General features: G+C 67.2%; 25 protein-coding genes. 6 read left to right on the plus strand and 19 right to left on the minus strand.

Features of this window, described 5'->3' with window-relative positions:
• Position 1: 1 nt before the first annotated feature.
• From FGU64_RS10840 to FGU64_RS10855, 4 genes are all read right to left on the minus strand, one after another.
• Positions 2-2,062 (minus strand): TRAP transporter permease, encoded by a 2,061-nt coding sequence (locus FGU64_RS10840; protein WP_139953304.1) that lies wholly within the window; start codon positions 2,060-2,062, stop codon positions 2-4.
• 86 nt (positions 2,063-2,148) lie between these two features.
• The gene (locus FGU64_RS10845) at positions 2,149-3,138 is read right to left on the minus strand and encodes a TAXI family TRAP transporter solute-binding subunit (protein WP_139953305.1); all 990 of its coding nucleotides are present in this window, start codon (positions 3,136-3,138) and stop codon (positions 2,149-2,151) included.
• 80 nt (positions 3,139-3,218) lie between these two features.
• Positions 3,219-3,737, minus strand: a complete 519-nt coding sequence (locus FGU64_RS10850; protein WP_246671298.1) for an NADPH-dependent FMN reductase — start codon at positions 3,735-3,737, stop codon at positions 3,219-3,221.
• A 176-nt stretch (positions 3,738-3,913) separates the two neighbouring features.
• A complete protein-coding gene (locus FGU64_RS10855; RefSeq protein ID WP_139953307.1) occupies positions 3,914-4,861 on the minus strand; it encodes a DMT family transporter in 948 nt (315 codons plus the stop codon).
• A 103-nt stretch (positions 4,862-4,964) separates the two neighbouring features.
• Here FGU64_RS10855 and FGU64_RS10860 point away from each other — a divergent pair, with 103 nt between their 5' ends.
• Positions 4,965-5,831 carry a LysR family transcriptional regulator gene (locus FGU64_RS10860; protein WP_139953308.1) on the plus strand — a complete coding sequence of 289 codons (867 nt, stop codon included), beginning with the start codon at positions 4,965-4,967 and terminating at the stop codon, positions 5,829-5,831.
• 77 nt (positions 5,832-5,908) lie between these two features.
• Here the strand turns inward: FGU64_RS10860 and FGU64_RS10865 are convergent, their stop codons facing one another.
• The 11 genes from FGU64_RS10865 to FGU64_RS10915 all read right to left on the minus strand — a co-directional run bounded on the left by FGU64_RS10865 (position 5,909) and on the right by FGU64_RS10915 (position 16,145).
• Complete coding sequence (locus FGU64_RS10865) at positions 5,909-6,340, minus strand: hypothetical protein (RefSeq protein WP_139953309.1); 432 nt, start codon at positions 6,338-6,340, stop codon at positions 5,909-5,911.
• Between the two features lie 427 nt (positions 6,341-6,767).
• Positions 6,768-7,673: a S1C family serine protease gene (locus tag FGU64_RS10870; RefSeq protein WP_139953310.1), complete on the minus strand. Its 906-nt coding sequence runs from the start codon at positions 7,671-7,673 to the stop codon at positions 6,768-6,770.
• 90 nt (positions 7,674-7,763) lie between these two features.
• Positions 7,764-8,651: an amidohydrolase gene (locus tag FGU64_RS10875; RefSeq protein WP_180375712.1), complete on the minus strand. Its 888-nt coding sequence runs from the start codon at positions 8,649-8,651 to the stop codon at positions 7,764-7,766.
• Positions 8,651-9,805 carry a VWA domain-containing protein gene (locus tag FGU64_RS10880; RefSeq protein WP_139953312.1) on the minus strand — a complete coding sequence of 385 codons (1,155 nt, stop codon included), beginning with the start codon at positions 9,803-9,805 and terminating at the stop codon, positions 8,651-8,653. Before FGU64_RS10880 ends, FGU64_RS10875 begins: the two co-directional genes overlap by 1 nt.
• Before the next feature lie 166 nt (positions 9,806-9,971).
• Positions 9,972-10,880 (minus strand): MoxR family ATPase, encoded by a 909-nt coding sequence (locus tag FGU64_RS10885; RefSeq protein ID WP_246671299.1) that lies wholly within the window; start codon positions 10,878-10,880, stop codon positions 9,972-9,974.
• A 155-nt stretch (positions 10,881-11,035) separates the two neighbouring features.
• Entirely contained in the window at positions 11,036-12,040 is a 1,005-nt protein-coding gene (locus FGU64_RS23735; protein ID WP_139953313.1) for a molybdopterin cofactor-binding domain-containing protein, read from the minus strand.
• A gap of 2 nt (positions 12,041-12,042) precedes the next feature.
• The gene (locus FGU64_RS23740; protein ID WP_139953314.1) at positions 12,043-13,410 is read right to left on the minus strand and encodes a xanthine dehydrogenase family protein molybdopterin-binding subunit; all 1,368 of its coding nucleotides are present in this window, start codon (positions 13,408-13,410) and stop codon (positions 12,043-12,045) included.
• A 10-nt stretch (positions 13,411-13,420) separates the two neighbouring features.
• Positions 13,421-13,903 (minus strand): (2Fe-2S)-binding protein, encoded by a 483-nt coding sequence (locus FGU64_RS10900; RefSeq protein WP_139953315.1) that lies wholly within the window; start codon positions 13,901-13,903, stop codon positions 13,421-13,423.
• Positions 13,904-13,935: 32 nt separating this feature from the next.
• Entirely contained in the window at positions 13,936-14,733 is a 798-nt protein-coding gene (locus FGU64_RS10905; protein WP_139953316.1) for an FAD binding domain-containing protein, read from the minus strand.
• Between the two features lie 46 nt (positions 14,734-14,779).
• Complete coding sequence (locus FGU64_RS10910) at positions 14,780-15,223, minus strand: SRPBCC family protein (protein WP_139953317.1); 444 nt, start codon at positions 15,221-15,223, stop codon at positions 14,780-14,782.
• Between the two features lie 100 nt (positions 15,224-15,323).
• A complete protein-coding gene (locus FGU64_RS10915; RefSeq protein WP_139953318.1) occupies positions 15,324-16,145 on the minus strand; it encodes an AraC family transcriptional regulator in 822 nt (273 codons plus the stop codon).
• Positions 16,146-16,327: 182 nt separating this feature from the next.
• Between FGU64_RS10915 and FGU64_RS10920 the strand changes: the two genes are divergently transcribed.
• The 3 genes from FGU64_RS10920 to FGU64_RS10930 are packed head-to-tail and all read left to right on the plus strand — an operon-like array spanning position 16,328 to position 19,359.
• Positions 16,328-17,248: a ribokinase gene (locus tag FGU64_RS10920; protein ID WP_139953319.1), complete on the plus strand. Its 921-nt coding sequence runs from the start codon at positions 16,328-16,330 to the stop codon at positions 17,246-17,248.
• Between the two features lies 1 nt (position 17,249).
• Positions 17,250-18,731, plus strand: coding sequence for an amidase (locus FGU64_RS10925; RefSeq protein WP_139953320.1), 1,482 nt, complete (start codon positions 17,250-17,252; stop codon positions 18,729-18,731).
• A gap of 16 nt (positions 18,732-18,747) precedes the next feature.
• On the plus strand, positions 18,748-19,359 hold the full coding sequence (locus FGU64_RS10930) for a LysE family translocator (RefSeq protein ID WP_139953321.1): 612 nt from the start codon (positions 18,748-18,750) through the stop codon (positions 19,357-19,359).
• A gap of 143 nt (positions 19,360-19,502) precedes the next feature.
• On the opposite strand, the gene FGU64_RS10935 is transcribed toward FGU64_RS10930, so the two are convergent.
• Positions 19,503-20,456, minus strand: coding sequence for a nucleoside hydrolase (locus FGU64_RS10935; protein ID WP_139953322.1), 954 nt, complete (start codon positions 20,454-20,456; stop codon positions 19,503-19,505).
• 154 nt (positions 20,457-20,610) lie between these two features.
• Between FGU64_RS10935 and FGU64_RS10940 the strand changes: the two genes are divergently transcribed.
• Together FGU64_RS10940 and FGU64_RS10945 are read left to right on the plus strand one after the other, a co-directional pair.
• Complete coding sequence (locus FGU64_RS10940) at positions 20,611-21,036, plus strand: Hsp20 family protein (protein ID WP_139953323.1); 426 nt, start codon at positions 20,611-20,613, stop codon at positions 21,034-21,036.
• A 62-nt stretch (positions 21,037-21,098) separates the two neighbouring features.
• Positions 21,099-21,353 (plus strand): DUF1150 family protein, encoded by a 255-nt coding sequence (locus tag FGU64_RS10945; RefSeq protein ID WP_136359921.1) that lies wholly within the window; start codon positions 21,099-21,101, stop codon positions 21,351-21,353.
• A gap of 142 nt (positions 21,354-21,495) precedes the next feature.
• On the opposite strand, the gene ptsN is transcribed toward FGU64_RS10945, so the two are convergent.
• From ptsN to rpoN, 3 genes are all read right to left on the minus strand, one after another.
• Positions 21,496-21,960, minus strand: a complete 465-nt coding sequence (ptsN, locus tag FGU64_RS10950) for a PTS IIA-like nitrogen regulatory protein PtsN (protein WP_136359922.1) — start codon at positions 21,958-21,960, stop codon at positions 21,496-21,498.
• 58 nt (positions 21,961-22,018) lie between these two features.
• A complete protein-coding gene (gene raiA / locus FGU64_RS10955; RefSeq protein WP_136359923.1) occupies positions 22,019-22,603 on the minus strand; it encodes a ribosome-associated translation inhibitor RaiA in 585 nt (194 codons plus the stop codon).
• A gap of 289 nt (positions 22,604-22,892) precedes the next feature.
• The gene (gene rpoN, locus FGU64_RS10960) at positions 22,893-24,410 is read right to left on the minus strand and encodes an RNA polymerase factor sigma-54 (protein WP_139953324.1); all 1,518 of its coding nucleotides are present in this window, start codon (positions 24,408-24,410) and stop codon (positions 22,893-22,895) included.
• Between the last annotated feature and the right edge of the window lie 78 nt (positions 24,411-24,488).

The following is a 24,488-nucleotide window of genomic DNA, read 5'->3' on the forward strand; positions in this document are numbered from 1 at the left end:
TTCAGGCGGGTTGCGCCTCGTCGGTGTGACGCGCGCTCCAGTGCCGCAGCAGGACGGGAATGACCAGCACAACGCCGAGCAGCGACGAATAGAGCTCGGGCGCCACCAGAAGGAAGGCGGCGAGCACCAGAAGCACGTTCTCCCATGGTCGTGTGCGCACCAGAAGGTAGCGCGACAGGGCGGCGCCCAGGCAGGTGATGCCGAGCACACAGCCGACAAAGGCGAGGAAGAAGTTCGGCCAGGTGAAGTCCTTCGTCACCAACAGAAGCGACGGCGAGAAGACGAAGACGAACGGCACCAGCGCCTTGCCGAGACCGAGCCGGAAGGCGGTGTTGCCGGTCTTGAACGGATCGGAGCCCGCCATGCCGGCCGCCGCATAGGCGGCCAGCGCCACCGGTGGCGTGATGTCCGCAAGCAGCCCGTAATAGAAGACGAAGAAGTGCGCGACGATCGGCTCGGTGCCGAGCATCACCAGCGCCGGTGCGGCGATCGTCACCATGATGATGTAGTTCGCCGTCGTCGGGATGCCGCAGCCCATCAGGATGCAGACGACGCCGGTCATGATCAGCGTGAACAGCAAGGTCAGCCCTTGCGCCGAGAAGATCGCCTCGGGAATGAAGGTGCCGAACAGCAGCGACAGGTGCCCCGCCGTCGAGGTGACGATGTAGGAGAGCTTGAAGCCGACACCCGTCAGGGTAACCACGCCGACGACGATGCCGACGGTGGCGGCAGCCGCACCCACGGCCAGCGCATATTTGGCGCCGTCGCGCAGGCACACCACGATGTCGGCGACCGACATGCGCCGGCGCGGATTGAGCAGGCCGACGGCGATGCACAGAGTGATGCCCCAGAAGGCGGCCATATAGGGCGTGTAGCCGGAAAGCAGCACGCCGATGAGCACGACGAGCGGGATGATCGTCGGCCAGTCGCGTTTCAGCGCCTCGACCACATCAGGCATCTCATCCGGCCGCAAGCCCCTGAGGCCCGTGCGCTTGGCCTCGAAATGCACCTGCATGAAGACGCCGAAGAAATGCATGAAGGCCGGCACGATCGCCGCCAGGATGATCGTCGTATAGGGCAGTTCGAGGAATTCGATCATCAGGAAGGCGGCGGCGCCCATGATCGGCGGCGTCACCTGCCCACCGGTGGAGGACGCTGCCTCGACCGCGGCGGCGAAGTGCTTCTTATAGCCCAGGCGTATCATCGCCGGGATGGTCAAGGAGCCGACGGTGACGGTGTTGGCGACCGACGAGCCGGAGATCATGCCGAACAGCGCCGAGCCGAAGATCGACACCTTGGCGGGGCCGCCGGCATAGCGTCCGGCGACCCATGCCGCGCAATCGAGGAAAAGCTGGCCGAGGCCGATGCGGGTGGCGAAGACGCCGAACAGCACGAAGTGGAAGACATAGGTGGCGACGACGCCGAGCGCGATGCCGTAGATGCCCTGCGTTGTCAGGTAGAGGTGGTCAACGAGCTGCGAGACCGACGCGCCCGGATGCACCAGGATGCTCGGCATGTATGGCCCGAACAGCGCATAGGCCATGAAGACGACCGCGATGATCGGCAGCGGGATGCCGACGGAGCGCCGCGTCGCTTCGAGCAAGAGCAGGATGAGCGTGACGCCGAGCACGACGTCCGTCGTCGTCGGGTTGCCGACGCGGAAGGCGAGGTCGTCGAGCGGGATCATCGGCACATGCAGGACCGCGACGACGGCGGCGAGCGCCAAAAGCCAGTCGAAGACCGGTATGCCGAGCGGCCTGAGCAGGCTCGATTGCGCCGGCTGATCGTAGCCCGTCTTCACCAGCGGGAAGACGAGGAAGACCAGCGCCAGCACCATCGACAGGTGGATGCCCCGGTGCAGCATCTCCTGCAGCAGGCCGAAGCCGGCGGTGTAGTAGTGGAACAGCGACAGCGCCACCAGCAGGAAGCCGACCAGCCAGCCGGCGGCCGGCATCAGCGACCGGAAGCGGATTTCGGAATCGAACTTCTCCTCCAGTTCGCGAGCCTTGTCCTCGTCGAACTCCATGGCGGAAAGCCTGATCTTGTCGTCGTCGTCGCTCATTGCCGGTTCCGTATCGGGGATTTTCGGACAAAAGAGGCGGAAAGCACGCCTTCCGCCTCGTCGTTGTCAGCCGGTTCGAGTGGCTCCTATTTCAGGGCGCCGACTTCCTTGTAGAACTTCTCCGCGCCGGGATGGAACGGAATGCCGGCGCTGGTCACCGCGTTGGCGAGCGTGATCAGCTTGCCCTTGGCGTGGCCGGCCTGCAGCGCCTTCTGCGTCTCGTCGCTGTAGAGCGACTTGACGATTTTGTAGATGAGATCGTCGGTCTGCTTGGCGCTGGTCACCCACTGGGCGGCGACCGAGATGGTCTTGGTCTCGCCGACGTTCTTGTAGGTGCCTTCCGGCACGGTGTCGGTGGAGAAGAACTTCTGCTCCGACAAGAGCTTGTCGGCTTCCGGACCGGAGATCGGCACCAAGGTGATGTTGTTGGTGCTGGCGAGCTCGACGATAGCGCCGGTCGGGTAGCCGCCGACGAAGAAATAGGCGTCCATGGCGCCGTCCTGCAACCGCTCGCCGGCGGGGCCGGGCTTCAGGTATTCGGCCTTCACGTCCTTCTCCGTCAGGCCGTAGGCCCCGAGCACGAGGCGCGCGTCGACGATGGTGCCGGAACCCGGCTCGTCGAGGGAGACGCGCTTGCCTTTAAGGTCGGCCACCGATTTGATGCCGGCGTCGGCGCGCGCCACCAGATGGATCGTCTCGGGATAGAGCGTCGCGATGAGGCGCAGGTCCTCCACCTTCGGCTTGCCGTCATAGAGGCCGGTGCCCGAATGCGCCCAGTAGGCGACGTCGGACTGCGTGAAGCCCGATTCGGAGGCGCCCGACGAAATGGCGCTGATGTTGGCGACCGAGCCGTTGGAAGAGGTGGCGGTGGCGACAAGGCCCTCGACACCGGCCGGTCCGGTCGCCGAGATCGCGTTGGCGATCAGGCCGCCCACCGGATAGTAGGTGCCGGACGTACCGCCGGTGCCGATGCGGAAAAAGGCCTGCTGCGCGCGTGCCGGCGAAAGCCCAGCGGCGGCCAGCGCCAAGGCGCCCGCGCCGATGGAAAAGCTGCGTCGGTTGATCGAAATGGTCATACTACCTCCCAGTCAAAGATTCGCACCATGTTCAGCAGCCCAGGCATTGTCAACCTTCGGGCGGCAATACACTGCGGCGGCTACGTCAGCGAAGCGTCCGCCAACGCGTTCAGCGCCCGCCTCAACAGCGGGCCGATGTCCGGGTCGGCGGCGATGCCGGCAGCATCAAGATTGCGCCCCAGCAGCGGCAGGGTGACCGAGGCCTCGTCGACGAGTTTGGCGGACATGGTTTCCAGCGTCAGCCGCAGCGCCGCGTCCGCATGGGTCGCGCGCTGCGAGGCGTTGACGACCGCGACGGGTTTGCCCGGAAATTCGAAGCTGCCGACGAGCCAGTCGAGGGCGTTCTTCGTCACCCCGGCGACGCCGCGCGCATATTCGGGGCTGCAGATGAGCAACGCGTCCGCCTGCCCGACCGCGTTGCGGAACGAACGGACCGGCGCCCGCGGATCGTCGCCGTCGAGATCGGGATTGAAATAGGGAAGCGCCGGCAGGCCGTCGAAAATCGTGATCCGCATCCGCTCCGGGGCCAGCAGCGAGGCCGCCTGCAGCGCCGCCAGATTGGACGACTGCCGGCGCAGGCTGCCGCAGATGGCGAGCACGGCCGTCGGCCTGCCTGAAAGCATGTTCATGTCGGATACTCGCTGTCGTTGGTTTCTTGGCAACCGAAACGCGGCCGAACCGAAAAGATAGAACGATTCGACCTACGCCGTGAAACCGGAACCCGTCGAAGGACCGGCAAGCGTTCTTTCGACGGGTTGGCACTATCAGCGGCTGTCTAGCTGCGGGCGTGCAGGCCGGGCAGTTTGCCGCTCGCCAGCAGGATGCCGAAGATGGCGACGGCGACGCCGGCGACCTGCATCGCATCAGGGGTCCGGCCGAAGATGGCGGCGACGACCAGCGCCGAAACCGGCACGAGGTTGAACATCACCGACGTCGCGCCGGGGCCGCGCCGGGCGATCCCCACCTGCCAGAAGATGTAGGCGAGGACCGAACCGACCAGCGCCATCCACACGACGGATGCCCAGACGACGGCCGGTGCATGTGCGAAGGTGGCGATCGGCGTTTCCAGCCGCAGGGCGGCAAGGGCGAGCGCCAGCGTGCCGACGAGCATCGTCCATGCCGAGGTTTCGAGCGGCGTCGCGTCCCTGACCCAGCGGCGGCAGCCGATCGTGTAGAGCGCCCATGCGATGCTGCCGAGCAGGATCAGTATGTCGCCGGAAGCGAAATGCGCGCCGGAAAAGGCGCCCACCGTCAGCGCGACGCCGAACAGGCTGATGACCATGCCCACGACGGCGAGCAGCGACGGCAGCCGCCGCAGCAGGATCGAATCGAGCAGGTTGGTGGTGAGCGGGCTGGTTCCCATGATGAGCGCCGCCGTCACCGGGCTCGAGGTTTCCATGCCGAGGAACAGGGCGGCGTTGAAGCCGGCGACGCCGATCACGCCCAAGGCCGCATAGGCGAAAAGATTGCGCCGCAGCACGCGCCACGAAATGCCTTTGGTGAGAGCCAGCCACAGCATGATCGCGGCGGCGGCGAGAACGAAGCGACCGGCGGCGGCCGTCCACGGCGGCAGGTCGATGAGGGCGAGGCGCGTCGCCTCGAAATTGGTTCCCCAGAACACGGCGGCCAGGGCGCTCAGGACGAGCGCTCCGCCATCGCCGCGGGCGGCGGGAACAGGCGCAGAAATATGGGCAGGGGCGTGAGTCGGATTCGAAAGAGACATGGCATCCTCTCTGGACGATTGAAGTCCGCCGCAGATAGCCTTATCGGAATTGTAAGGTATATGGATAATGACGGCAATTCGATTTCCAAAAATGGAAAGGTCCATGAGCGCGCTGAACTGGGACGATTGCCGTATCTTCCTCGCCCTGGCGCGGGAAGGAACGCTGTCGGGCGCCGCCAGGCACCTCAAGACCGGCGTGGCGACGGTCTCGCGCCGGATCGAGCGGATGGAGCACGGGCTCGGCCTGCCGCTCTTCCTGCGCACCCAGAACGGCTATGTGCTGACCGACCAGGGCGCGACCATGCTGCCGCGCGCCGAGGCGGTCGAACTGGCGATGGCTGAGATGCGGCAGGAAGCGCGCGACCACGCGCAAATCCGTGGCGTGGTACGGCTGACCAGCATAGAAAGCCTCGTCGTGCCGTTCATCGTGCCCGCCCTTGCACCGCTGCTGAGTGCCAATCCGGGACTGGACGTGGAGATCCAGTTTTCGACGGCGACGATCAACATGCACCGTCACGATGCCGATCTGGCGCTGCGCATGGTCCGGCCGGAACGGGGCCACCTGCGCGTGCGCCAATTGGGGACGATGGGATTCGGCCTCTACGGCCCGCCGGACGGCCCCATCCCGCGGCGCGTCGTCGCCTGGCCCGATGCCATGAGCCTCGGAACGCTGCTGCAATGGACCGAGGCGTTCGCCGGGCCGCAGGCGCCGAGACTGGCGGTGAACACCTTGCCGGGCCAGATCGAGGCTGTCCGGCTGGGCATCGGCGTCGCCGTGCTGCCGCACTTTCTGGCCCGCGAGGCAGGGCTGCGCCTTCTCGAGAACCGCCTGCCGGCCGGCGGCCCGATGCAGCGGCCGATCCTGATCGTCACCCATGCCGATCTCGCCGCCTCGCGCCGGGTGGTGAGCGTGGCCGACGCCGTGAGCGAGGAGATCCTGCGGCAGCGCCACAGCCTTGCGGAACCTTGATCGAACGGCAGTCAGGCTCGCATGGGCACTGCCGCTGCCGCGAAACGCGCGCAAGGGAAAACAGGATTTCGCGACGATCACTCCGGATCGAGTTCGAAGATGGTGTAGCCGTTGCCGCGCTCCCGCTTGCGGAAGCCCAGGATGCGGAACCATTTGGCGACCTCGGGCCGGTCGGACCAGCTGTAGGAATCGATCGGGAGGTTGCCGCACAGGGCCTGGATGCGCCTGATGTGCTGCTTGCAGAACCGCACCGTCAGCCGCGAAAAGAAGCTGTCATGGGCCGCGAACGCGGTCTGCGCCGCATGCCCGACCTCCCGCCACGCGATGATGGCGACAGGCTTGCCGTCCTGCACCAGCGTGTGCGCCCGGCCTTCCTTCAGGCTCATCAGGAATTCGTCCTTGGCCTCCTCGATGTTGAGCCCGGCGGCCGAATACTGGTCGGCCATGCGCAGGGACAGGTCCCGGAAGATCGCGGCGAGGTCGAGTGATGTCGCTGTTCGGTAATCCATGATCCGCTCCCAAACGTCGAGACACAGGCGCTACCGGCGTGCCGGCCTTCGATGGTGTCAAACGCCAGCACTCGGCCGGCCGATCCCGGAATCATTCCGGGAACGCGCGAGCCGGCGTCCGAAACCATCGGACTGAAGGAAAGAACCTGGATGGTTCCGTGCGATTGCGGCCGGCGTCGGGCGCAAGGTCGATATGGCGGCGAGAACAAGCGTCAATGCCCGCTTCCTCGTTTCGGCGCCCCGCCGGTCAGGTAAACACACATGACGCCGGGCGGCAAGGCACGCCGCCGCAAGCCCGGAACGCAACAGTTCGGTTGCCGGCCGCGCCAGATCGTTTCACGGTTTCACGGAAACGGCGAAACGACCTGTCTCTTCGTTTAGCCGCATTTGTGCGACGCCAGACGATTCCGTCCGGCTGCAAGATGCTCTATTGCAACTGCGGGCGCTTGAGGAAATCGTTGCGATCCGCCGACCGGATGCGCAGCCAGGCCTCGCGGCCGTCGCGCACCACCCGCATCGGGATCTCGGTGCCGGCCGCGCCGCTGTCCCACACCTTGCGGTAGAAATCGGCGAGCCCCTCGACCTCCTCGTTGCGGATATCGGAAATGACGTCGCCGCGCCTGAGGCCGGCCTTTTCGGCCGGGCTGCCGTCGGCGACGCTCATCACCACGACCGCACCGTTGCTTTCGGCCGAAAAGGCGCCCAGCCACGGCCGCGGCGGCCGGTCGGCGCGCCCGCGTGTGAGCAGATCGTCGAGGATGGGCACCAGAAGATCGATGGGCACGACCATGTTGATGTCGGCCACTTCACCACCCTTCGCCATCTGCAGGCGCAGCGAGCCGATGCCCACCAGCCTGCCCTCGGCGTCGATCAGCGCGGCCCCGCCCCACGACGGATGCGCCGGCGCGGTGAAGATCGCGTCGTCCAGCAGGTATTCCCAGTAGCCCGCGAATTCCTGCCTGGCCACGATCGCCGCCTGCACCGCATGCCCCTGCCCGTCCGCCAGCGTCACGGCGTCGCCTACCCCCGCGGCGGCGGCATCGCCGAGCGGCAGGGCGGGCAGACTAAGGTCGCCCAGCGCCTGCACCAGGCCAAAGCCGGTTTCCTGGTCGTAGGCCAGCGCATGCGCCGGCACCACGCGCCCGGCATGATCGGTCAGCCAGATTTCCTCCGCCTCGGTGATGAGATAGCCGATGGTGAGCACCAGCCCGTCGTCGCGGATGACGACGCCGCTGCCTTCCCGCATCGTGCCGAGAGCCTCCGCGGTGAAGGCATCCTCGGGCACCGAACTGCGGACGGCGACGATGGAACGAAGAAACGGAGCGGCGGTCATGCGGTCATCCCGATAGTGTCAGGGTGGATTACCCCTCTACCTATGACGCGCCGTACCGGATGCAAGACCGCCGGCGGATTTCCCGGCCCCTCACGCCGGCCGATAGACCCTTTCGGCCGTGTGCCGGAACAGGTCCGCCTGCTGGGCGGCGCTGTATTTCGCCGCCGCCGCCCGGTGCGCGGCGATGAGGTCGGCATGCGTCGTCCACAATTTCTCGATCGGGAAGTTCGAGCCGAACATCAGCCGGTCGCTGCCGAGGATTTCAATCGCCACATCGTAGATCAGAGAAACCAGCGCCGGGTCGTTGCGATGGACGAAGGTGCCGAGCCCCGAGAGCTTCGCATAGAGGTTCGGCGCCTGCGCAAGCGTTCGCAGCCCTTCCTTCCAGGCCTCGACCGTGGCCGGGTCCGTTCCCGTCAGCATGCCGCAATGGGTGAGGATGAAGTTCGTTTGCGGATTCTCCGAGACGAGTTCCAGCCCGTCGCCCATCTGCGCCGGGAAAAGCTGCAGGTCGAAGGACAGGCCGTAGTCCTTCAGCCGCGCCACGTTCGCCTTCACCAACGGGTGGATCACCTGCCTGGCGTCCGGTGCAAAGCGGAACTCCGGCACCTCATGCCAGTGAAGCTGCATGCGCACGCCGCGCAGCAGCTTGTATTTCATCAGCCGGTCGATCTGCGGCCGCACGTCGTCCACCGTCATGTCGGCATAGCCGACGATGGCGTGCGGCCAGCCGGTCTCGTCGGCCGTCTTCTGCAGGAAGGCCACTTCCTTCTCGAAATCCGCCTTCGCCCAGTTGGTCTGCACGTAGACGCCCTTTTCGACGCTGGAACCGGCTTGATCCTGAAGGAACTCGCCGATCGGATAGTCGCGCCGGATCGGCTCGTAGGGACCGAAGATGCGCGGCACCATCGGCCCCACCAGCCACGGCTGATCCTTTTGCCGCCAGATATGGAAATGCGAATCGATGATTTTCTGCATCACGCTATTCTCCGCCAGACGGTTGCCGCCGCCGGCGCAGGCCGTGCGAGCGACAGGATGAAGGGAGCGAGCGCTTCGACCGACGAGCCGTCGACCAGATCGTCGAGCAGCGGCAGGATCGCCTGCAACGCCGCCGTTCGCGGCGCAAAGCGCAGATCACCGGCGAGCGGCGTCGCCAGCGACAGCCGGAAGGAGCGCGCGGCAAGCCGCCGCATCGCCAGTTCCATCTCGGCATGGCCGCCGCGCTCCAGCCCGTCGGACAACACGATCACCGCAGCACCCCGCGCGAAGGCGGCAAACCGAGGGATCGCCAGCAGCGCCAGTAGAGCCGGGCCGATGCGCGTGCCGCCGTCCCAGTCGTCGACAAGGGCGGCCGCCCGCGCCAATGCCTGCTCCGCGTCGTGGATGCGCAGCGCCGCCGTGACGCGCGTCAACCGCGTGCCGAAGGTGAAGATTTCCGCGCGGGAACAGGCCTGGACGACGGTATGGGCGAGCTTGAGGTAGCCCTGTGTATGCTCCTTCATCGAGCCGGACACGTCGATGAGCAGAAGCAGCGGCCGCGCCACCGTCTGCCGCCGACGTAGCATCGGCGCCGGCACGTCGCCGTCGGCGGCGACCGCAGCGCGCAAGGAGCGCCGCAGGTCGAGCCGGCCGCCCGCATGGGTGCGCACATGCCGGAACGAGCGCCGTTGCGGCAATGCCGCCGGCAAGGCCCGGCGGAAGGCGTCGAGCCGCGCGGCGGCGGAAACGAAGGCGCGCGTTCCAAGCTGCTCAAGCGCCGAAGCGGCGGCACCGCTCTCTTCGTCGCGCAGCACCGGTATTTCCTCCTCGCGGACGTCGGCGTCGTCCTTCACCACCGTTTCCTCGTCCTCCTCGCCGCCCTCGACCGTGATCTTGTCCTCGCCGTGGAAGAAGGCGCGGAACAGCGCCTCGAACGCCTCGCGGCGGTCCGGCGGCGGCGCCAGCGCTGCCAGCCCCGCTTCGCGGATATCGTCCATCGAACGCGGCCCGAGCAGCGTTACCCCGGCCATTAAGGCGCTCACCTGCTCCGGCGCGACGACAAAGCCGTCGGCCCGCAGCAGACGCGCGAAATGGAGGAAGGGCGCGGCCGCGCGGGGCAACTCCTCTCCCGACAAACGACATGGCGTTTGCATAGGTCGCCCGACCCCCACCCCTAACCCCTCCCCGCAAGGGGGAGGGGGACTCTGTGGCAGCGCCTCGGTCCGCCGTCGCCGGAAACCTCACGATAGACAGCGATATCGGAATCCCCCTCCCCCTTGAGGGGAGGGGTTAGGGGTGGGGGTTCTGCATGGCAAATCCTCACCCCAGCGCCTCCCCGACGATCTTCGGCAATTCTGGCTTGAGGTAACTTAGATCCTCCTCGTCCTTGATGAGCACGCCGATGGCGCGGCGGAAGGCTTCCGGCCACGGGCTGCCGCCCTTTTCCAGCACGGTGGCCGCATTGGCCCATTCCACCGCCTCGGCGATGCCGGGCGGTTTGGCCAGCGGCCGGGCGCGGATCTCGCGCACCGCCTTCGCCACAGCCTCGGCCGTCTTCTCAGCCACCTCGCCGGCGCGCAGCATGATGACGGCGGCCTCGCGCGCGGCGTCCGGATAGCCGATCCAGTGGTAGACGCAGCGCCGCCTGAGCGCCTCGGCGAGCTCGCGCGTGCGGTTGGAGGTCAGCACCACGACCGGCCGGCTGGAGGCGGCGAGCGTGCCGCGCTCGGGAATGCTGATCTGGAAATCGGACAGGAATTCCAGCAGCAGCGCCTCGAATTCATGGTCCGACCGGTCGATCTCGTCGACCAACAGCAGCCGCCTTTCCGGTGCCCTGAGCACCTGCATCAGCGGCCGGTCGATCAGGAAGCGGTCGCCGTAGATATCGACCTCGTGCTCGGCGCTCTGGCGGATGGCGAGCAATTGCCGCTGGTAGTTCCATTCGTAGAGCGCGTGCGCGGCGTCGATGCCTTCGTAGCATTGCAGCCGCACCAGTTCGCGGCCGAGCGCGGCGGCCACTGCCTTGGCGGCTTCCGTCTTGCCGACGCCCGGCGCCCCTTCGATCAGCAGCGGCTTGCCGAGCCGGATGGCGAGGAAGATCGCGGTGGCAAGGCTGTCGTCGGCAAGGTAGCGGCTCCGTGCCAGCGCCGCTGCAACGGCTTCGGGGGATGCGAGTGTTTCGGAGTGAGCGATCATGGCGACGGCCTTGCGCTTCCAGAAATGGCGCATCCCCCCTCTCCGTCTCGGCTTCGCCGAGCCACCTCTCCCCCCGTTCCGGGTGGAGAGGATGGGAGCCAAGCTTGACGCCTATCCTCTCCCTCACGAAGTGGGGGAGAGGTGGCGCCGCGGAGCGGCGACGGAGAGGGGGAATGCGCCATTTGAAATTACGCCGCCCTCTGTTCCTTCAGCGCCCTCAAGATGCGCTCCGGCGTGATCGGCAGATGGTCGATGCGCACGCCGACGGCGTCGAAAATGGCGTTGGCGAGCGCCGGGATCTGCGGGTTGGCGCACATCTCGCCCGGCCCCTTGGCGCCGTACGGGCCGTCGGCGGAGGGCCGCTCCAAAACGATGATCTCGGTGTCGGCGAGGTCGCCCGGTCCCGGCATCAGGTATTCGTTGAAGTCCGAGCCGCCGTGCTCGCGCGCCGGATAGTAGGGCTCCGTCGTTTCGTAGAGCGTGTGCGAAATGCCCATCCACGACCCGCCGACAAGCTGCTGCTCGACCATCTTCGGGTTCAGTGCGCGGCCGATCTCGAAGACGTTCTTGACGGTCAGCACCGTCACCTCGCCCGTCTCGTCGTCCACTTCCACCTCGGCCACCGTGCAGGCATGCGCGTAGCAGGTGGAAGGCTTCATCGCGCCGGTCTCGGTTTCGGGGAAGGAGCGCGGCACCAGGAACATGCCGCGTCCGGAAATCGAGCGGCCGCGCTTGAAATGCGCCGAAAGTGCCGTGTCGAAGATCGAGATCGCCTTCTGCGGCGCGCCCTTGACGTGGATGTTGCCCGCCCCGTCCGTTTCGAGGTCGGAGGCGTTGACCTCCAGTTCCTCGGCCGCCACCTCCAGCATCACCTGCCGCGCCTCCTTCGCCGCCTGGATGACGGCGTTGCCGATGCGGTGCGTGCCGCGCGAGGCGAAGGTGCCCATGCAGTGCGGCCCGGTGTCGGTGTCGGCGGTGTCGACCACCACCCGGTCGGTCGGCACGCCGATCGTCTCGGCGCAGATCTGCGAGATCACCTGCTTCAGCCCCTGGCCGAGGTCGACCGAGGACAGCGTCACCATGAAATTGCCGGTCGGGGTGGAATGCACCAGCGCCTGGCTGGGATCGCCGCCGAGGTTCATGCCGGTCGGATAATTGATGGCGGCGACGCCGCGCCCGCGCCTGACGGCCATGCTCAGCCCTCCCTCGGATGCGACGACAGCGCGAAATATTTCTCCGCCACCGGCCAGTTGGCGGCGCGCGCGGCCTCCTGCATGCACTCGATCAGCGCCGCGCCCTCTGTTGTCTGCCGATGCGCCTTCATGTCGCCGTCGCGATAGGCGTTGATGAAGCGGAACTCCAGCGGGTCCATGCCGATCAGCCGCGCCAGCTTGTCCATCTGCACCTCCAGCGCGAAATCGGCGATGGTGACGCCGAAGCCGCGCATGGCCGAGGACGGCGTGCGGTTGGTGTAGACGCAGTAAGTGTCGGCCCAGACATTGGGGATCGTGTACGGCCCCGGATAGTGCGCCGCGCCCTTCTGCGCGCCGTAGGGCGAGTGGCGCGAATAGGCGCCGGCGTCGGTGTAGCCTTTCACGTAGCGCGCGACGATGCGCCCGTCGTTCATCACGCCGTCCTTGATGGTGATCGTCTCGGCCGCGCGCGGCGAGGAAATCTGCATCTCCTCGTGCCGGCTGTAGATGAAGGACACCGGCCGGCCGGTCAGCTTCGCCGCCAGGATGGCGATCGGCTCCACCGTGACGTCGACCTTGCCGCCGAAGCCGCCGCCCGACGTCCCGCCGACCAGATGCAGTTGCGAGCCCGGCATCTGCAAGATGATGGAGGTGTTGTCGAGGGTGAAGAACATCGCCTGCGTGTTGGTGTAGCAGGTGAAGCGGTCGTTGCCCTCGGGCACCGCGATGCAGCCGGTCGTCTCCATCGGCGCCTGCTCGATGGGCGAGGACGAATAGGTCTGCTCGAGGATATGATCGGCCTCGGCGAAACCCTTCTCGACGTCGCCGAAGCGCACCTTGCGGCAGGCGCCGCTGTCGTACATGTAGTAGTTCTGGCCGTGGTGCTCGTTGACCAGCGGCGCACCGGGCTTCAAGGCCGCTTCCATGTCGAGCACGGCCGGCAGCACCTCGTAGTCCACCTTGACCTTGGCGGCCGCTTCCTGCGCGGCGCGCTCGGTCTCGGCCAGCACCGCCACCACCGCCTCGCCCTTCCAGCGCACCTTGTCCTGCGCCAACACATGTTCGTCTTCCGGGCCGATCTGGATGAGGATCAGGATGGTGTAGGTGTTGTGCGGCACGTCCTTGGCGGTCAGCACGCGCACGACTCCCGGATGCTTCTCGGCCTCCGACGTGTCGATCGACCTGATGCGCGCATGGTGATGCGGGCTGCGCACCATCTTCAGGTGCAGCATGCCCGGAAAGTTGCGGTCGGCGAAATAGGCCGTCTTGCCGGTGACGTGGCCCGGCACGTCGGCGCGCGGCCGCCCCTGGCCGATCTCGTTGAGGTCGTCCTGGCGCTCGTCGGCGAAATAGTTTTTCGCAAGCCGCATGATCGTCCTCCTATGCCGCGTTGTGCGAATTGGCGCGGGCGGCCGCAAGGATCGCCTGGATGATCGGCTCGTAGCCGGTGCAGCGGCAGACGTTACCGGAGATCGCCTCGACCACGTCCTCGCGCGTCGGGTTGGGCGTGCGGTCGAGCAGTGCCTTGGCGGCCATGAGCATGCCCGGCGTGCAGAAGCCGCATTGCGCCGCGAAACCGTCCATGAAAGCGCGCTGCAAGGGATGCAGCACGCCGGCCTCCGCCAGCCCCGCCGTGGTGGTGATCGCCGCACCCTCGCAGGTTTCGGCGAGCGTCAGGCAGGAGAGCCTGAGTTCGCCGTCGATGATGACCGAACAGGCGCCGCAGGTGCCCTGATGGCAGCCGCCCTTGGGCGAGGTGTCGCCCGCCTTGCCGCGCAGTACGGCGAGCAGTGTGGCGCCGCTATCGACGAATTCAGCCTTCTCGCTGCCGTTGAGCGAAAATTGCACAGGAACCTTGGCCATCTTTCCTCCCGGACCGCAGCCGTGACGCCGCTTTATCGAGCAAGAAGCAGTCGTTTCAGATGCACCGGCAGCACCTCGGCGCGGTACCAGGCGCTGGCCACAGAATCGGTCGGCGGCGCCGTGCCCTCGCCTGCGACGGCGAGTGCGGCGGCGATCCCGTCCGCCGTCAGCCTGTTGCCGACCAGCGCCTTTTCTGCCGCCTTGGCCCTGATCGGCCGGTCCGCCATGCAGCCAAGGCCGATGCGCGCGGCGGTGACGCGGCCGTCGCCGTCCTTCTCGACGACTGCGGCGATGCTGAGGACTGAAACGCCCTTCGGCTTGACGCGCGACACCTTGAGGAAACGGAAGGCGCCGTCGCGCGGCATAGCGAAGCTAACGGCGGTGACGATGCCGGTGAAGCCGTCGCGCCTGGCGAGAAACTCTTCCACAGGTATAGCGCCTCCGCCGGCATGAACGGCAGCATCCAGCGCCAGCAGCGCGACCGTGAAATCGCCATAGGGCGAGGCGGCGAACAGGTTGCCGCCGACGGTGGCCTGGTTGCGGACCACCGGCCCGCCGACGGCGCGCGCCGCCCTGGCGATCGCGGAAAGGGCTGGATGGGCGGCGACCGCCGCCATCGTCACGCCGGCGCCGATGGTGGCGCGAGCGCCCTCGACCACGATAGCCGACAGCGCCGGATCGGTCGCCCGGACCAGCGTCGAGAACGACAGGTCGCCCTCGTTGGCGGCGCGCACGGCGAGCGTCCCGCCGCCGAGATAGCGCGTGCCCGACGCCTTCAGCGCGGCGCCGGCATCGGCAATGGTGGAAAAAGTCTGGAGCGTCAGCGGCATCGTGTCCTCCCGCTTGCCACTGCCCGATGTCAGGACTTGCCCGAGATCAGGCCTTTCCCGAGAAATGATCCTTCAGCGCGTTGAAGCCGCCCTGGAAGACATTGGCGCCCATGCCGCTGGCCACCGCGTCGGCCTGGTCGGCCGGCGCGTCGAAATCGGCGCTCCACTCGGCATAGGTGCGCTCGCCGTCGGTGACGCGCCGCAACTGCAGCGTCGCCGTGTGGTTGGAGATCGGCTGCGGCGTCTCGATGATCGAATAGGAGACGCGGAAATCGGCGTCGGAGAAGTCCAGCAGCTTTTCGCGGATGGTGGCGCCGCTCGCCACCTTGAAGTTGCGCACGCAGCCGATGGCCTCGGCGGCCTTGCCGTCCTCGATATGGCTTTCCACCATGCGCGGATGCCAGGACGGCAGGCCGTTGAAATCGCGGATACGCGCCCAGACCTTCTCGACCGGCGCATCGATGACGCTGGAGACGGTGACTGACGCCATGGCTGGGTGCTCCTCGCTGACCAATGGCGAAAGAATAGAGCCGGGCAAAAGCCGCCGCTTATCAAGGCGTCTTGGCGCCTTATCGAAGCGTCTGAAAAATTCAGTCTGCCAGCCGGGCCGCCTCGCGATAAAGCGTCGGCGGCACGCCGGCATGGTCGCGGAAGAAGCGGGTGAAATTGCCCTGCGTGGTGAAGCCGAGATTGCAGGCCACCGCCGTCAGCGGCTCCTCGCAGCATTGCAACTGGCGCAGCGCCTCCTCCATGCGCAGCGTGTTCCAGTAGACGTTGGGCGTCAGGTTCGTCTGCGCCTTGAACAGGGTGAAGAAATGCGGCCTCGACAGACCGACGCTGCGCGCCACCTCGTCGAGGCTCATGCGCTCGCATATATTGGCTTTCATCAGGTCGATGGCCTTGCGCACCCGGAAGTCGTGGCCCTGCCCGCCGTGCGTCGGCACCCGCGCCGCGCCGGCCTCGGCGGCATCCATCAGGCTGTCGATCAGCCGCTCGATTTCGTAGGCGATCAGGTCGTCGGCATCCGGCGTGTCCGTCAGCCGCGCGAACAGCCCGGCGGCGGCTTCGCCCAGCCAGTCGTCGAGCGCGATGGCCGCGTTGCGGAACAGCCGCGCGCCGGCAGGCAGGCCGCGACGGCGCAAGGCCCATTCCGGCCGGATGTAGAAGCACAGGAACAGGCCGGGCAGGCTGCCTTCGGCGAAACTGTGGCTGTGCGGCTCGAAGGAATTGACGCCGGCGGCGACCTGCGGGCCGAGCGCGACGTGGCACTCGCCGACCTGCATGGTGCCCGGCGTGCCGTCCAGCCAGACGATGAGATGGGCTTCGGCATGCGCATGCGTGACCAGATCCTTGGCCGCATTCAGCACCGACACATGCCCGAACTCGCCCCTGAAGAGCTTGATCGAGGACATTTCTCCTCCTCGACGCTTCTGCGTGCGTCTTGATGGCGCCAATTCTGGTCCGACCAGATGGCGGCGTCAAGCGGCAGGTCGCCGGCCCCCGCGGCAGCGCGGGCGGGAGCCTGTCTCGTGGCCCATTTTCAATCCCGTCCGCACAGGCTAGCTTCCCCGAATATTTCGGAGTCCCGTCCTTCATGATCATCGTCATCGGCTCGATCAACCTCGACCTGATCGCCACCGTCGAGCGGCTGCCGGCGCCGGGCGAGACCGTTCCCGGAAATGGTTTTTCCACCGCGCCCGGTGGCAAGGGCGCCAACCAGGCGCTGGCCGCCGCGCGCGCCGGGGCCAAGGTGCGCATGGTCGGCGCCGTCGGCAAGGACCCCTTCGCCGTGCAGGCGCTGGACTTGCTGAAGGCTGGCGCGGTCGACCTGTCCGGCGTCGCCGAGATGCACGCCTCGACCGGCACCGCGCTCATCCTCGTCGGCGGCGCGGGCGAGAACATGATCGCCGTGGTTCCCGGCGCCAACGCCTCGGTCGTGCCGGGCGACCTCGCCAAGGCGCTTCTCGCGAAGGGCGACGTGGTCCTGCTGCAGCACGAAATCCCGCTGGAGACGGTGGAAGCCGCACTCGACGCCGCGCGAGACGCCGGCGCCGTCACCGTGCTCAACGCCGCCCCCTTCCACAGCGGGGTGACGGCCTGGCTCGCCAAGGCGGACCATGTCGTCGCTAACGAGACCGAATTCGACCTCTATGCGGACGCGCTGGCGCTGCCGGCAGGCGACAGGCCCACCCGCATGCGCGCCTTCGCGGAGAAGACCGGCCGCGTCGTCATCGTGACGCTCGGCGGCGACGGCGTTCTGGCGGCGTCGCCTGGCGGTTTCCATCAGGTGCCGGCGCTGAAGATCGAGCCGGTCGACACCGTCGGCGCCGGCGACACCTTCTGCGGCTATCTTGCCGCCGGCCTGTCCTCAGGTCTGCCGCTCGAGGATGCGCTGGCGCGCGCCGCGGCGGCCGGTTCGCTCGCCTGCCTGAAACCCGGCGCGCAGCCGTCGATTCCCCTCAAGGCGGACGTCGATGCCGCGCTCGCCGCCGCCCTGCCCGACGAAGGACGCTGATATGGACGCCACCCGCCCCCGAAGCCGCCTTGCCGCTCCGCCGGCCGGCGACATATGCCGCCTTTCCGCCGTCGAACTTGCCCGCCGCATCCGCGAGCGCCGGCTCTCGGCGCGCGAGGTGGCCACCGCCTTCCTCGACCGCATCGAGGCCGTCAATCCGCTCGTCAACGCCGTCGTGTCGCTGCGCGAGCGCGCCGACATCCTCAGCGAAGCCGGCGACGCCGACGCCCGTCTCGCGGCCGGCGCCGAGCCGGGAGCGCTGTTCGGCCTGCCCATCGCCATCAAGGACCTCGCCCTGACAAAGGGGCTCAGGACGACCTTCGGCTCGGCGATCTTCGCCGACCTCATCCCGCAGGAGGACGACCTGTTCGTCAGCCGTATGAAAGAGGCCGGCGCCATCGTCATCGGCAAGACCAATGCACCGGAATTCGGCCTCGGCTCCAACACCTACAACCCGGTGTTCGGCGCCACCTTGAACGCCCTCGACCCGGCGCTCACGGCCGGCGGATCGAGCGGCGGCGCCGCCGTGGCGCTGGCGCTCGACATGGTGCCGCTGGCCGACGGCAGCGATTTCGGCGGCTCGCTACGCAATCCGGCCGCCTATAACAACGTCTACGGCTTCCGCCCCTCGCAAGGGTTGGTGCCGGGCCTCGGCATGGAGGTCTTCCACGCCCAGATGGGCGTAGAGGGACCGATGGCCCGCACCGTCCGCGACCTTGCCCTGCTGCTCGACGTGCAGGCCGGCTACCACCCGGCGGCTCCCCTTTCCTATGATGGGTCCAGGTCGTTCCTGGCCGGGCTCGACCGGCCGGCGACGGCGGGCCGCATCGGCTGGCTCGGCGATTTCGGCGGTGTCCTGCCGATGGAAAGCGGCATTCTCGACCTGTGCGAAGAAGCGCTCGGCCGCTTCGGCGATCTCGGATTCTCGGTCGAGCCCCTGCTGCCCGATTTCGACGCCGAGGCGCTCTGGCAGGCTTTCTGCGTGCTCAGGCAAGCGACCAGCGGCTGCGCGCTGAAGGCACTGCTCGACGATCCGGCCAATCGCGGCAAGCTGAAGCCCGAGGCGGTGTGGGAGGCCGAGGGCGCCGGCCGTCTCACCGCTCCGCAAATCCATGCCGCATCGACGGTCCGCACCGCCTGGCACCGGGCGCTGCTTTCCCTGTTCGAGCGCTTCGACCTTCTGGCGCTGCCCACCGCGCAGGTCTTCCCCTTCCCCATCGAAACCCACTGGCCGCGCGAGGTCGCGGGCCGGCCGATGGACACCTACCACCGCTGGATGCAGGTTTGCGCTTTCGCCACCATGGGCGGCTGCCCGGCGCTCAACGTGCCGGTCGGCTTCGACGCGCGCGGCCGGCCGATGGGCATGCAACTGATCGGCCGCCCGCGCGGCGACCTCGACGTGCTGCGCGCCGGCGCCGCCTACGAGACGGCGCTGCCCTGGGTCGCCGGCGCGCAAACCGCCCCGGACGGTTCCACGCGTTAACCGGAGGACTGAACCGATGTCGCCTTCCGTCTATGCCGCCTTTCTCGCCGCCTGCGTCGTCATCATCCTGGTGCCGGGCCCGACGGTGACGCTGATCGTCGCCAATTCGATCCGCCACGGCACGCGCGCGGGGCTGGCCAACGTCGCCGGCGGACAGCTTGGGATGGCCATCGTCTTCGCCGTCGTCGGCATCGGTCTTGCTTCGGTGATCGAGGGCATGGGCCACTGGTTCGAGCTGGTGCGGCTGGCCGGAGCCGCCTACCTGGTCTGGATGGGCGTGCAGATGTTGCGCTCGAAAGGCCATCTCAACCCCGACGGCACGGTCCGGCACCCGCGCGGCGGCTTCTTCCTGCAGGGCCTGCTGGTCGCGCTGAGCAATCCCAAGGTGCTGATCTTCTTCGGCGCCTTCCTGCCGCAATTCCTCGATCCGGCCGGCAACGCGGCGCTGCAACTGGCGCTGATGGGCGTCACAGCGCTGATCCTCGGCGCGCTGTCGGACGCCGCCTATGCGCTCGCCGCCGGCCGCGCCGGCCACATGCTGTCGGCCCGCCGCATCAAGCTCCTGTCGAAGACAAGCGGCGGCTTCCTCGTCGGCGGCGGGGTCTGGCTGGCCCTGTCGAGGAGGTGACGGCTTCCCTTTCCTCGCCCCGTTTACGGGGAGAGGGTGGCCGCGAAGCGGCCGGGTGAGGGGCAGCGCCGACTCGCGAAAGTTGGCTCCGCCCCCGCCTGCCGGCACCTTCTCCCCGTGAGCGGGGAGAAGGAAAGCGTTCCCTAAAGCCGTCCCAGCCGCTCCGTCAGCAGGGCGAAAAACCCGTCGGCGTCGATGTCGCGCATCACCAGGGCGTTCTTCGGCCGGTCGGTGACGCCCCACCAGTCGACCACCGTCATGCCCATGGTCAGCTCCGAAGTCGTCTCGATCTCGACGTTGCAATGGCGGCCCGTGAACAGCTCCGGCCTGAGCAGCCAGGCGATGACACAGGGATCGTGCAGCGGCCCGCCGTCGGTGCCGTATTTCTCCTCGTCGAAGCGCTCGAAGAAGTCGAGCAAGGCGGCTACCGCGTCGCCGACCTTGCTGCCCAGCTTGCGCATCGCCTCGATTCGCTTATGCGTCGTCAGCGCCTTGTGGGTGACGTCGAGCGGCATGACGACGATCGGCGCGCCCGAGCGGAACACCACCTCGGCGGCGTGCGGATCGACATAGATGTTGAATTCCGCCGTCGGCGTGATGTTGCCGCCCTCGAAGAAGCCGCCGCCCATCAGCACGATCTCCCTGATGCGCGGCGCGATGCGCGGCTCGCGGATCAGCGCCAGCGCGATGTTGGTGAGCGGCCCCAGCGCGCATAGCGTGACGGTGCCCGCCTCCTCCCTCATCAGCGTCTCGACGATGAAGTCGACGGCATACTGGTCCTGCAGCTTCATGGCCGGTTCTGGCAGCGCCGGGCCGTCGAGCCCGGTCTTGCCGTGGACGTGCTCGGCGGTGACCAGCGGCCTGACCAGCGGCCGGATGGCGCCCGAATAGACCTTGATGTCGGGCCGTCCGGCGAGCTCGCAGATCTTGCGGGCGTTTATCTCGGTCAGCTTCAGCGGCACGTTGCCGGCGACGGCGGTGATGCCGACGATATCGAGCTCGGCGCTGCCGAGCGCCAGCAGGATGGCGACGGCATCGTCCTGGCCGGGGTCCGTGTCGATGATGATCTTGCGCGCGGCAAGCCGTGAGGCGGTCATGGCATTTCCTTGATCTGAAAAGTCTTTTTGGGCGGGTGCGGGTTGACGGTGAATCGGCTTGAACTTGGCCCCGGGGCGGACCATATCAAGGCCATCGGGAAAAATGCCAGTCGGGTTTTTCCGGTTTATGTCGCTCCAAGGAGGACGCTGTAACATGACGCGAATGACGCCCTTTTCCAGTCCGTTGCTGCTCGGCTTCGACACGATGGAAAAGACGCTCGAACGCTTGGCCAAGTCCGGCGACGGCTATCCGCCCTACAACATCGAACGCCTGCGTGGAACCGAAGGCAGCGCCGAACGGTTGAGGATCACGCTGGCGGTGGCCGGCTTCGCCGAAAACGACCTCGACGTCACCACCGAGGAGAACCAGTTGGTGGTGCGGGGCCGCCAAAGCGACGACACCGAGCGCGAATACCTGCATCGCGGCATCGCCGCCCGCCAGTTCCAGCGCTGCTTCGTGCTGGCCGATGGCATGCGGGTGATCGGGGCGGAGTTGAAGAACGGCCTCTTGTCGATCGACCTCGACCGGCCGGAAGCCGAAAGGCTGGTACGGAAAATAAACATATCGGTGAAAGACTGACCTTTGCCGATGGCTCTCACGCGGGACGGCCGGGACCGGCGCTCCGCTGAAAGGAGGCTGAAATGACCAGACTAGACGTAACGCCTATGACCACTGGCGAATTCGCCCATCTCGGCGAAGGCCATGTCGCCTATCTGCGCAAGGTCTCCAGCGACGACCTGCGCGGCCGTTTCCCGGCGCTGAGCGAAATCGCCCCCGGCCTTGAGCTGTGGGCGCTGTTCGGCGCCAACGGTCAGCCGATCCTGCTGTCGGATGCGCGCGACCGCGCGCTCGCCGGCGCGATCGAGAACGAATTGACCACCGTCGCCCTGCACTGAGCATTTTGCAGCCAGGCTGTTCCGCCTGGCGTCGCACAAATGCGGCGAAACAATCTTAGGCGCGTCGGGGTTCACCGAAACGAAAGGGCCGCCTGGACGGCGGCCCCGCAAGCTTTATTCCAAAAATCCGAAGCGAACTGAACTACGCCGCGTGCGAGGCCGGCGTCTGCGACAGCAGCGCCTGGATCGCCGCCGCGTCGCGCGTGCCCCTGATCTTGGCCAGCGTATCGGCATCGCGCAGCACGCGCGCGATGCGCGACAGGGCCTTGAGATGGTCCGCGCCGGCCCCCTCGGGCGCCAGCAGCAGGAAGACGATGTCGACCGGCTGGTCGTCCAGCGCCTCGAAGTCGACCGGCGTCTCCAGCCGCGCGAACACGCCGGTGATGCGCTTCACCCCGGCCAGCTTGCCGTGCGGAATGGCGATGCCGTTGCCGACGCCGGTGGAGCCGAGCCGCTCGCGCTGCAGGATGGTGTCGAACACCTCGCGCTCCGGAATCCCCGAAATGGCCGCCGCCCGCTCGGCCAGAAGCTGCAAAAGCTGCTTCTTGGAGTTAGCCTTCAACGCCGGCATGATAGCCGGAACGTCGATCAGATCACTGAGATCCATGTGAAAATCCTTCGTTTCGCCCGCCGCGACCGGTCCCCACGCCCGTCGCGGCCGGTCGTTATCCCTGCGCGACCTTGGCGGTCGAGGGGTCGATCCAGCCGATGTTGCCGTCCGGCCGGCGATAGACGATGTTGAGATGGTCGTTCCCGGCGTTGCGGAAAACGAAGACGGGACTGTCCTTGGTGTCCAGTTCGATGACGGCGGACGCGACCGACATGGTCCTCAGCGTCACCGTCGATTCGGCGACGACGGCCGGAGCGAAATTCTCCGGTATCTCCTCGTCGTCGTCCGCCAAAGGCTCCATGATCGCATAGGCGACGTCGGTGTCCTTGCCGTTGGCGGCGCCGTAGGTGTGCGACTTCAGCCGCCGATTGTAGCGCCTCAGCCGCGTCTCCAGCCGCTCGGCCGCGGCGTCGAAGGCCATTGCCGGATCCTGCGCCTCGCCGGTCGCCTGCAACGATGCGCCCGAATCCAGCCGCACCATGCAGTCGGCGCTGTAGCGCGACCCTTTCTTGACCACCGTCACATGGCCCGAGAATCCGCGATCGAAATACTTGCCGATCGCCTCGCCGATGCGGTCGGTGATGCGCGTGCGAAACGCATCGCCGATGTCCATGTGCTTTCCCGATATGCGCAGCGTCATTTCGAAGATCGACCTTCCCTGCTCAGGTTTCACACTGTTCGGGAGTTTATACCCGTGGCCCGTGCGCACAAGCTTTGCGGCGCCCTTTGCGCCGATTTTACATCCGAACCTGCGGCTGATCACAAGCTGCCCGCCGGTCGCTTTTTGGCAACCGTTTCCAGGTGGCACGCCGACGGACCATCCGCACCGGGCCTTGCCCGTCCTCTTGCGGGCGGGCTTCTAGCCACTTCCCCATGGCTTGTCAACGAAGCCACGAAACTGTGGAAATCTTGGGAGAGAAGGCCGGCTCCTAACGCCCAGCCACGGCGAGCGCCCGCTTTTCCCGGCGCCGCTGCACCGAGGACGGGATGTTCATGCCCTCGCGATACTTGGCGACGGTGCGCCGGGCGATGTCGACGCCGTCCGCTTTCAGGCGGTCGACGATGGCGTCGTCGGAAAGCACCGCGTCGGCCGCTTCCGCCTCGATCATGTGGCGCACGCGGTCGCGCACGGCCTCCGAGGAATGCGCCTCGCCGCCCTCGGCCGAGGCGATCGCTGCGGTGAAGAAATAGCGCAGTTCGAACACGCCGCGCGGGGTGAGCATGTATTTGTTCGACGTCACCCGGCTGACCGTCGATTCGTGCATGCCGATGGCCTCGGCCACCGTCCTGAGGTTGAGCGGCTTCAGGTGGCGCACGCCATGGACGAGGAAGGCATCCTGCCGGCGCACGATCTCCGACGCCACTTTGAGGATGGTGCGGGCGCGCTGGTCGAGGCTGCGGGTCAGCCAGTTGGCGTTCTGCAGGCATTCGGAGAGGAAGTCCTTCTCCGCCTGGTCCCGCGCCTTTGCCGACACCCGGTTGAAATAGACCTGGTCGACCAGCACGCGCGGCAGCGCGTCGGCGTTGAGTTCGACCGCCCAGCTTCCGTCGCTGGCCGCGCGCACCTCGACGTCGGCGACGATGGCGTCGCTGGCGCCGCCCGAAAAGGCCATGCCGGGGCGCGGATCGAGCGCACGGATCTCGGCCATCATGTCGAGCAGGTCTTCCTCATCGACGCCGCACAGGCGCCTGAGCGCCTGGAAGTCGCGGCGGGCGAGCAGTTCCAGGTTGGCGAGAAGCGCGCGCATGGCGGGGTCGAGCCGGTCGCGCTGGGCAAGCTGCAAGGACAGGCATTCGGCGAGGTCGCGGGCGAAGATACCGGCAGGCTCGAACGCCTGGCATTCCACCAGCACCGCCGCCACCGTCGAAGCGTCAGCGCCCAGCCGGCCGGCGATTTCGGCAAGGTCGACGCTCAGATAGCCCGTCTCGTCCAGCCCGTCGGCCAGTTCGCCGGCAATCAGCCGCGAGGCCGGATCGGCAAAGGTCAGCGCGATCTGTTCGCCGACATGGTCGCGCAGGCTGACGCGTGCGGCCGTCAGGTCCTCCAGGTCGACGCCTTCGCCGCTGCCGCCCCCGGCGCCGACCGACTTCCACTGAGCGGCAAGGTCGGGCGCCAGCCGTTCGGTCGTGCCCGGATCGTCGGGAAAGACGTTTTCCAGTGAGGAATCGAGCTTTTCCGACATCGCCTCGGCGCTCCAGGCCGACTCGCTTTCGTCGAACCAGTCGCCCTCGGCGGCATCGGTCCGTTCCGCAGCCGGCGGCTCGGGCTCGCCCGGCTCGTCCTGCGGTTCGGCCCGCTCCAACAGCGGATTGCGCTCCATCTCCTCCTCGATGAAGCGCTCGAGCTCGACATGGGTGAGCTGCAGCAGCCGGATCGACTGCATGAGTTGCGGCGTCATCACCAGCGACTGGGATTGTCTGAGCTGTAGTTTGGCCGCCAGCGCCATGATCGGATACGGTTGCCTTCGTCTGCAAAGCCGGCCGGATCAAACTGGCCCGGCTTTTGCTTGTCAAGGCAACAGCTA

Origin of the sequence: Mesorhizobium sp. 8 (assembly GCF_006351905.1) — a bacterium.
Taxonomy (GTDB): domain Bacteria; phylum Pseudomonadota; class Alphaproteobacteria; order Rhizobiales; family Rhizobiaceae; genus Mesorhizobium; species Mesorhizobium composti.